This is a genomic window from Psychrobacter sp. CMS30 (assembly GCF_904846565.1).
GTDB classification, from domain to species: domain Bacteria; phylum Pseudomonadota; class Gammaproteobacteria; order Pseudomonadales; family Moraxellaceae; genus Psychrobacter; species Psychrobacter maritimus.
The window spans coordinates 1-5,794 of record NZ_CAJHBF010000041.1 but is presented as its reverse complement, the minus strand read 5'-3'; the positions used below and the strand labels follow the sequence as shown (position 1 = coordinate 5,794).

6 protein-coding genes are annotated in these 5,794 nt (G+C 43.4%); 3 read left to right on the top strand and 3 right to left on the bottom strand.

Translation table 11 applies throughout. The features are described 5' to 3' along the window. The first annotated feature begins 254 nt into the window (after positions 1–254). Positions 255–740: a Dps family protein gene (locus JMX94_RS13050; protein ID WP_201565995.1), complete on the top strand. Its 486-nt coding sequence runs from the start codon at positions 255–257 to the stop codon at positions 738–740. A gap of 145 nt (positions 741–885) precedes the next feature. Here the strand turns inward: JMX94_RS13050 and JMX94_RS13045 are convergent, their stop codons facing one another. The 3 genes from JMX94_RS13045 to JMX94_RS13035 all read right to left on the bottom strand — a co-directional run bounded on the left by JMX94_RS13045 (position 886) and on the right by JMX94_RS13035 (position 3,887). Continuing rightward, positions 886–1,593 carry a DUF2057 family protein gene (locus tag JMX94_RS13045; RefSeq protein WP_201565994.1) on the bottom strand — a complete coding sequence of 236 codons (708 nt, stop codon included), beginning with the start codon at positions 1,591–1,593 and terminating at the stop codon, positions 886–888. Positions 1,594–1,655: 62 nt separating this feature from the next. Further along, complete coding sequence (hda, locus tag JMX94_RS13040) at positions 1,656–2,459, bottom strand: DnaA regulatory inactivator Hda (RefSeq protein ID WP_201565993.1); 804 nt, start codon at positions 2,457–2,459, stop codon at positions 1,656–1,658. 321 nt (positions 2,460–2,780) lie between these two features. Next, on the bottom strand, positions 2,781–3,887 hold the full coding sequence (locus tag JMX94_RS13035; RefSeq protein ID WP_201565992.1) for an AI-2E family transporter: 1,107 nt from the start codon (positions 3,885–3,887) through the stop codon (positions 2,781–2,783). Between the two features lie 375 nt (positions 3,888–4,262). Between JMX94_RS13035 and purM the strand changes: the two genes are divergently transcribed. Continuing rightward, positions 4,263–5,312, top strand: a complete 1,050-nt coding sequence (gene purM / locus JMX94_RS13030) for a phosphoribosylformylglycinamidine cyclo-ligase (RefSeq protein WP_201565990.1) — start codon at positions 4,263–4,265, stop codon at positions 5,310–5,312. Continuing rightward, positions 5,312–5,794: phosphoribosylglycinamide formyltransferase (locus tag JMX94_RS13025; protein WP_265088973.1), on the top strand; the 483-nt coding region annotated here is incomplete at its 3' end. The genes purM and JMX94_RS13025, both read left to right, overlap by 1 nt.

Below are 5,794 nucleotides of genomic sequence, written 5' to 3'. Positions count from 1 at the left end.
TACAGACTTCGATTAATTGAATTTAACTTATCATGGTTTCTTTGCTATTATAATAAGCACCAACAGACAAGGTGTAGAAGAGATAAAAATATAGTAGACATATAACGAGCATAGCAATGCAGGAGATGACTTGCTACACTCTTAGGCTTCTGTATTTAACTTAGTGCTCCTATACTCAGATGAGTATGTCGAATACTAAGTCTATAACAATAACCAATCTATTAAATCAACACTCAAACTATAAGGATAATATTATGAGTAATACTAATAATGCGACCAACCAAATCGGTCTAGAAAAATCAGATATGAGCGAAGTGATTGCTAAGCTCAACAGCCTACTATCAAGCTACCATATGTTTTATATTAACGTGCGTGGTTATCATTGGAACGTAAAAGGTGAGCACTTCTTCACATTGCATCCAAAATTTGAAGAGTTATATACCAGCTTACAAATAGAAATCGATGAAATCGCTGAGCGTATTTTAACCTTAGGTGGCACGCCGCTACATGCATATAGCGACTTTAGCCAACATACCAGCATTCAAGAAGATAAAAACGTGAAAGATGGTAATGCTTGCGTGAAAGGTGTGGTAACTGGTCTACAATCGCTTATCGCTGAGCAGCGTGAGGTTTCAGCACTGGCAGAAGAAAGCGAAGACCTAGGTACAGCAGACTTAGTAGATGATTATGTACAGCAGCAAGAAAAGCTTATTTGGATGTACAACGCTTTTTTAGGCTAATAACTCCTGAAGAATAATTCATCACTAAACTAGCTATTCGTAAAACAGTTTATTATTAACATAGTCAGTAAGAAAAAAGCACCTAATTAGATTAGGTGCTTTTTTTATGCTTCTTTTACCAATCGCTACTTACTGCTCAATCACTTTACTTCTGAATCCACTGACGCATTTTTTCACGCTCAGCTGGAGTCGCTTGTAGCCAAATTTGCATAAACTGATCTAAAGTGTTGGTAGATGAAGCAGCGCTTGTCGTTTGCTTAACGGTAGTAACTGCGCCTGTATTGACATTGCTTTGAGTGCTGACAGCAGGCTTATCTAAAGCCGCAATCGCACGTTGGTTTTGTAGTTCGGCATCATCAGCACCACCAAACACGCCGCCTAAGGCTTTGCCCAAACCTGATAGCAAACCACCTTGATTGCCGCCCAGACTCTGCTGGCTAGCTACTACCGTGTTGTTCTGCTGCACTGCCAGTGTTGGACGCTTAGCATACTCTTTCGCCGCTGCATATTTTTCTGGCTGATTTGGCATGGTAAGACGATAGGTTTGATTGTCCACCAATTCTGCCGTCACACTCACATTACCCGAGCGCAAATAATCGTGCTCATCACGCGGCAAATTGTATAAGCGGTCATATTTAGCGGTAATCGCATGCTGACCTGGCTCTAAAGTAAAAGATTTCTTTAATGGCTGAAACGCACTTTGCTGGATTTCCTGCCCGTTAATAGCCGTTACTTTGATATGGTCATCAACCAGCAAGGTCACTGCCGCATGCGATAGCATAGAGACTGAGCCAGCAGTGATTAGTAATGTGCCCATCGTCAGTTTTTTTAGCAAAGAAGCGTTTGTTTTCATAAGTTATTCCATGAATAGTAAAGGTAATTTCTAAAATTTCTACAGAAAGATAGCGGTTTATGTTAAAAATCAAGCGGCATGGTATGTTGGTCTTGGTTGGCGACCTCATTATCTACTTGCGTCTCCTGCGCGATATCAGCAAGCTCTGCAGCAAGCGTCTGCTCATCAATCGTGCGCATCGCATCGCTGATGACCGCCTTGGATATATTACTGCGGCCAAGATTAGAGAGCATCGGCTGAATGTAGTTCAGCACCTCCATCATAGAGCCGATACGATGCGGCCCTTCGGTCAGTAGATGATTAATAATACGCTCATCAAACTGCCAACCACGCCGACGTAGAATAGACTGCAACAAAGCTTGACGGTCAGCCAAATCATGACCATTTGGCACTTTAAAGCTTGGCGATTGTGCCAAACGGGTGAGCAAGTCTGTTAGCTGAAACGGCAATTCGGTCGCCGGTTTATTGGAGGCAAACAACAGCTGACGCTGCCCTTCGCGGCTACGATTAATCAGATGAAAGAGAGCCTCTTGCCATTGGCTGCTTTGTTCAAGCACCTCTAAATCATCAATCGCAATCAGGGAAAAGTTCTCTAAAGAGGATAGGACATTGACATCGGTATGAATCAGTTCATTCAATGATAGACAAATCGCTGATTTATCCATCTCAATAAATGACTCACAAACGGCGGATAATAAGTGCGACTTGCCCGTCTCTGGGCTGCCAAATAGGTACAGCTGGCCAATCAGGCCGACATGTAGCTGCCGCACTGCATCGATAATAGACATCCAACCCGGACCGGCAAAGTCGCTGAGACTCGCATCATGCTTAATGTCCAGATTGAGACTTAGCTGTGCTTCTGCCATGAATCATCAACTCGGTTTGCGTAGCGCAATCACTAAAAAGGCTAAACGACTAATATTCTTTAAACTGGCTTTGCTAACTTTTACGTTTATCAAAGCCAACCTAGTAACGGTCAATACCGTTAATACTGCGCCTATATATAACATATTTGCAAAATGACTGACAAGTCTTTTACCCATTAAGCTCAATCAATCCGCCTTTATCCACTTTATAAGTGAATACCGACTCCTAATCGCGCTATAAAATTATTAGGCAATTGATGTGACAATAGCCATAAAATGCTTATTTCTCGCGAAGTTTTTTTTAACCTATTCTTTATCATTTTACTTTTTATCAAATAAGGCCAATTGTTTACGACCTTTATAAAAGTCCGTCGATTGATAATAAGCATACAGATGGCGGAATAAAACGTTAAGGACAGCGGACACTGGCAGCGCAATAAGCATACCAACAAAGCCCAATAAGCTTGCCCCTGCCAATACCGCAAAGATAACCCATAACGGTGACAGACCAATTTTATCGCCTAGCAGTAATGGCTGCAAGATATAGCCTTCAGCGGCTTGCCCGACTAAGAAAGCACCAACGATTAAAGACAAATACGTCCAGTTTAAGCCAAACTGGAATAGGCAAGCGATAATCGCCGCAATAAAGCCAATACCAAAGCCCAAATACGGCACAAAGCTGGCAACACCGGCAACCATACAGATAATCAAGCCAAGCTCAAGCCCAATAAGCTGCAACTGTACAGCGTAGATTGCACCCAGTAACACCATCACCAACAGCTGACCTTTGATAAAGGCCATCAGCGCCCGATCACACTCTTGAGCAATGCCGATTACTTTTTTGCAATAAGGGGCTGGAATCGCCATCTTCCAAGTTTGCAGGCGCTGATCCCAATTAAACAAGAAATAAAAGGTCAAAATCGGTACCAATACAATCAGCCCAGCGTTATTGATAAAATTCATACTAGACGTCAATATTTGGCTCATCATGCTGCTGGCATCAGCGAACTTATAATTGGTCTGCATATAATCGACCAAGGTATCAGAAAAACCTTTGGCTTCTAGTTCTGGCAGACGAATACGGCTGTTATTAATAAACCACTCACGCACCACTTGGTTATACCAGTTTAGCACCTTGGGCAAATATTCCCACGCTGCTTGCAGCTGATGCCATAAGGTCGGTATCAACCACCAAAGTAGTAACACCATGCCAAGCGTAATCGTCGAATAAACGATGATAATGGCTATCCAACGCTTGATATATTCTGATAAGCGCTTAACCAGCGGATTGAATAGATAAGCCAATACAAAAGCCACGACAAATGGCACGATGACCGGCGTCATCAAATATAATAAAAATACCGCCACAACAATAGCAACGACGATAAATAGACGTCGAAAAAAGGGATCTATTGGTTGGTTTATCATGAAGGGTAACCCTACGATTAAGTCAATGTAAAATGCTGGCTTATGATGATTTTTTTGCTGAATTAGGTAGCCGATAGCTTTATATTTATAATGGTATTTATCATTGTCATGGCAGTAAATTTTGCCGACAACTTTGGCGTTCTATTATCGCAGAGTACAACAAAAAATCAGTCATTTTTTGTTTCTTAAATTTTTATTGCGCTCTATTTAGCCTTTATTGCCACTCTTCGTTAAATATCGGCCAAATATTGGTAAGTTGCTTTGCGAGAGGGGGTCGTTTTTGGGTATAATGCGCGCACTATCTGCAAAATTAACACGACCGATCCGCTTTTCTACTGACCGACCTTCATTCCCTATAAAATTTGTGAGATGACCATGAGTAACAAGCCTTCTTTAAGCTACAAAGATGCTGGCGTTGATATTGATGCTGGCGATGCGTTGGTACAACGTATTAAATCAGTGGCAAAAGCCACCTCTCGTCCTGAGGTTGTGGGCGGACTTGGCGGTTTTGGGGCGCTTTGTCGAATACCGACTGGTTACACCTCACCGTTATTGGTTTCGGGCACTGACGGTGTCGGCACCAAGCTTAAACTGGCATTACAACTAAACCGCCATGACACCATCGGTATCGACTTGGTTGCCATGTGCGTTAATGATTTATTGGTGTGCGGTGCTGAGCCATTATTCTTCTTAGATTATTATGCAACTGGCAAGCTTGATATCGATGTGGCAGCAACTGTGGTTACTGGTATTGGCGAAGGCTGTAAATTATCAAATTGCGCGCTTATCGGCGGCGAAACGGCTGAGATGCCAGGCATGTATCAAGACGACGATTATGACCTAGCGGGATTCTGCGTCGGTGTGGTTGAAGAAGCGGAAGTCATCACTGGCGAAAACGTCGCTGAAGGCGATGTATTAATCGCTCTTGCTTCAAGTGGCGCGCATTCTAATGGTTACTCATTGGTGCGTAAAGTCATCGAAGTCAGCGGTATTGATGTGACTACTAGTGATGAGCAATTAGACGGTCAATCTATTCAAGATGCACTGATGGCTCCTACTCGCATTTATGTTAAAGCCATTAAAGCGTTGCAAGATACCCTTGGTAGCTCAGCCTTACATGCGATGTCACATATCACCGGCGGCGGCTTAACCGACAACCTACCGCGTGTATTACCAGACCATCTGGCTGCTAGCATCGATACCAGAAGCTGGAAGTTCTCAGAGCTATTCACTTGGTTACAAACCCAAGGTAATATCGAGCAAAGTGAGATGTACCGCACCTTTAACTGCGGCGTTGGTTTTGTCATCGTGGTGCCTAAAGATAAAGCAGAAACTGCTATCAAAACGTTAAATGATGCGGGCGAAAACGCTTGGAAATTGGGTGAAATGGTTAGCCGTGAAGCGGACGCCGTGGTGTACCGTTAATGCCAGACGACAATCTAAAAAGTATTGCAAAAAAATCAGCTAAGCCGTTACGCGTCGCTGTTTTGGTATCTGGTAGTGGTAGCAACCTGCAAGTCTTGATTAATGCCATGCAAGCTGGTGCGCTACCGATTGAGATTGTTGGCGTCATCAGTAACCGTGAAGATGCTTATGCCATCACACGTGCCAATGACGCCGCTATTCCCGTTGCTGTCTTATCTCACGTTGCTAGCGGCAAACGCATGGGTATCAAAACCTTTGAAACTCATGCAAGCGCGCAGTTAAGCGCTTGGCAGCCTGATTTAATTGTCTTAGCAGGATTTATGCGGGTTTTAAGTAGCGCATTTATCGATAATGCGCCTGCGCCCATGATTAACCTGCACCCTGCTCTATTGCCCGCTTATAAGGGCCTAGATACCCATCAGCGTGCCATACAAGCGGGTGAACGTCATCATGGCTGTAGTACCCATGTGGTTACTGATGAG

Excerpts from the sequence above, each read along its gene's own strand:
- JMX94_RS13035 (WP_201565992.1), bottom strand. The coding sequence starts at position 3,887 with ATGATAAACCAACCAATAGATCCCTTTTTTCGACGTCTATTTATCGTC.
- hda (WP_201565993.1), bottom strand. The coding sequence starts at position 2,459 with ATGGCAGAAGCACAGCTAAGTCTCAATCTGGACATTAAGCATGATGCG.
- JMX94_RS13045 (WP_201565994.1), bottom strand. The coding sequence starts at position 1,593 with ATGAAAACAAACGCTTCTTTGCTAAAAAAACTGACGATGGGCACATTA.
- purM (WP_201565990.1), top strand. The coding sequence starts at position 4,263 with ATGAGTAACAAGCCTTCTTTAAGCTACAAAGATGCTGGCGTTGATATT.
- JMX94_RS13050 (WP_201565995.1), top strand. The coding sequence starts at position 255 with ATGAGTAATACTAATAATGCGACCAACCAAATCGGTCTAGAAAAATCA.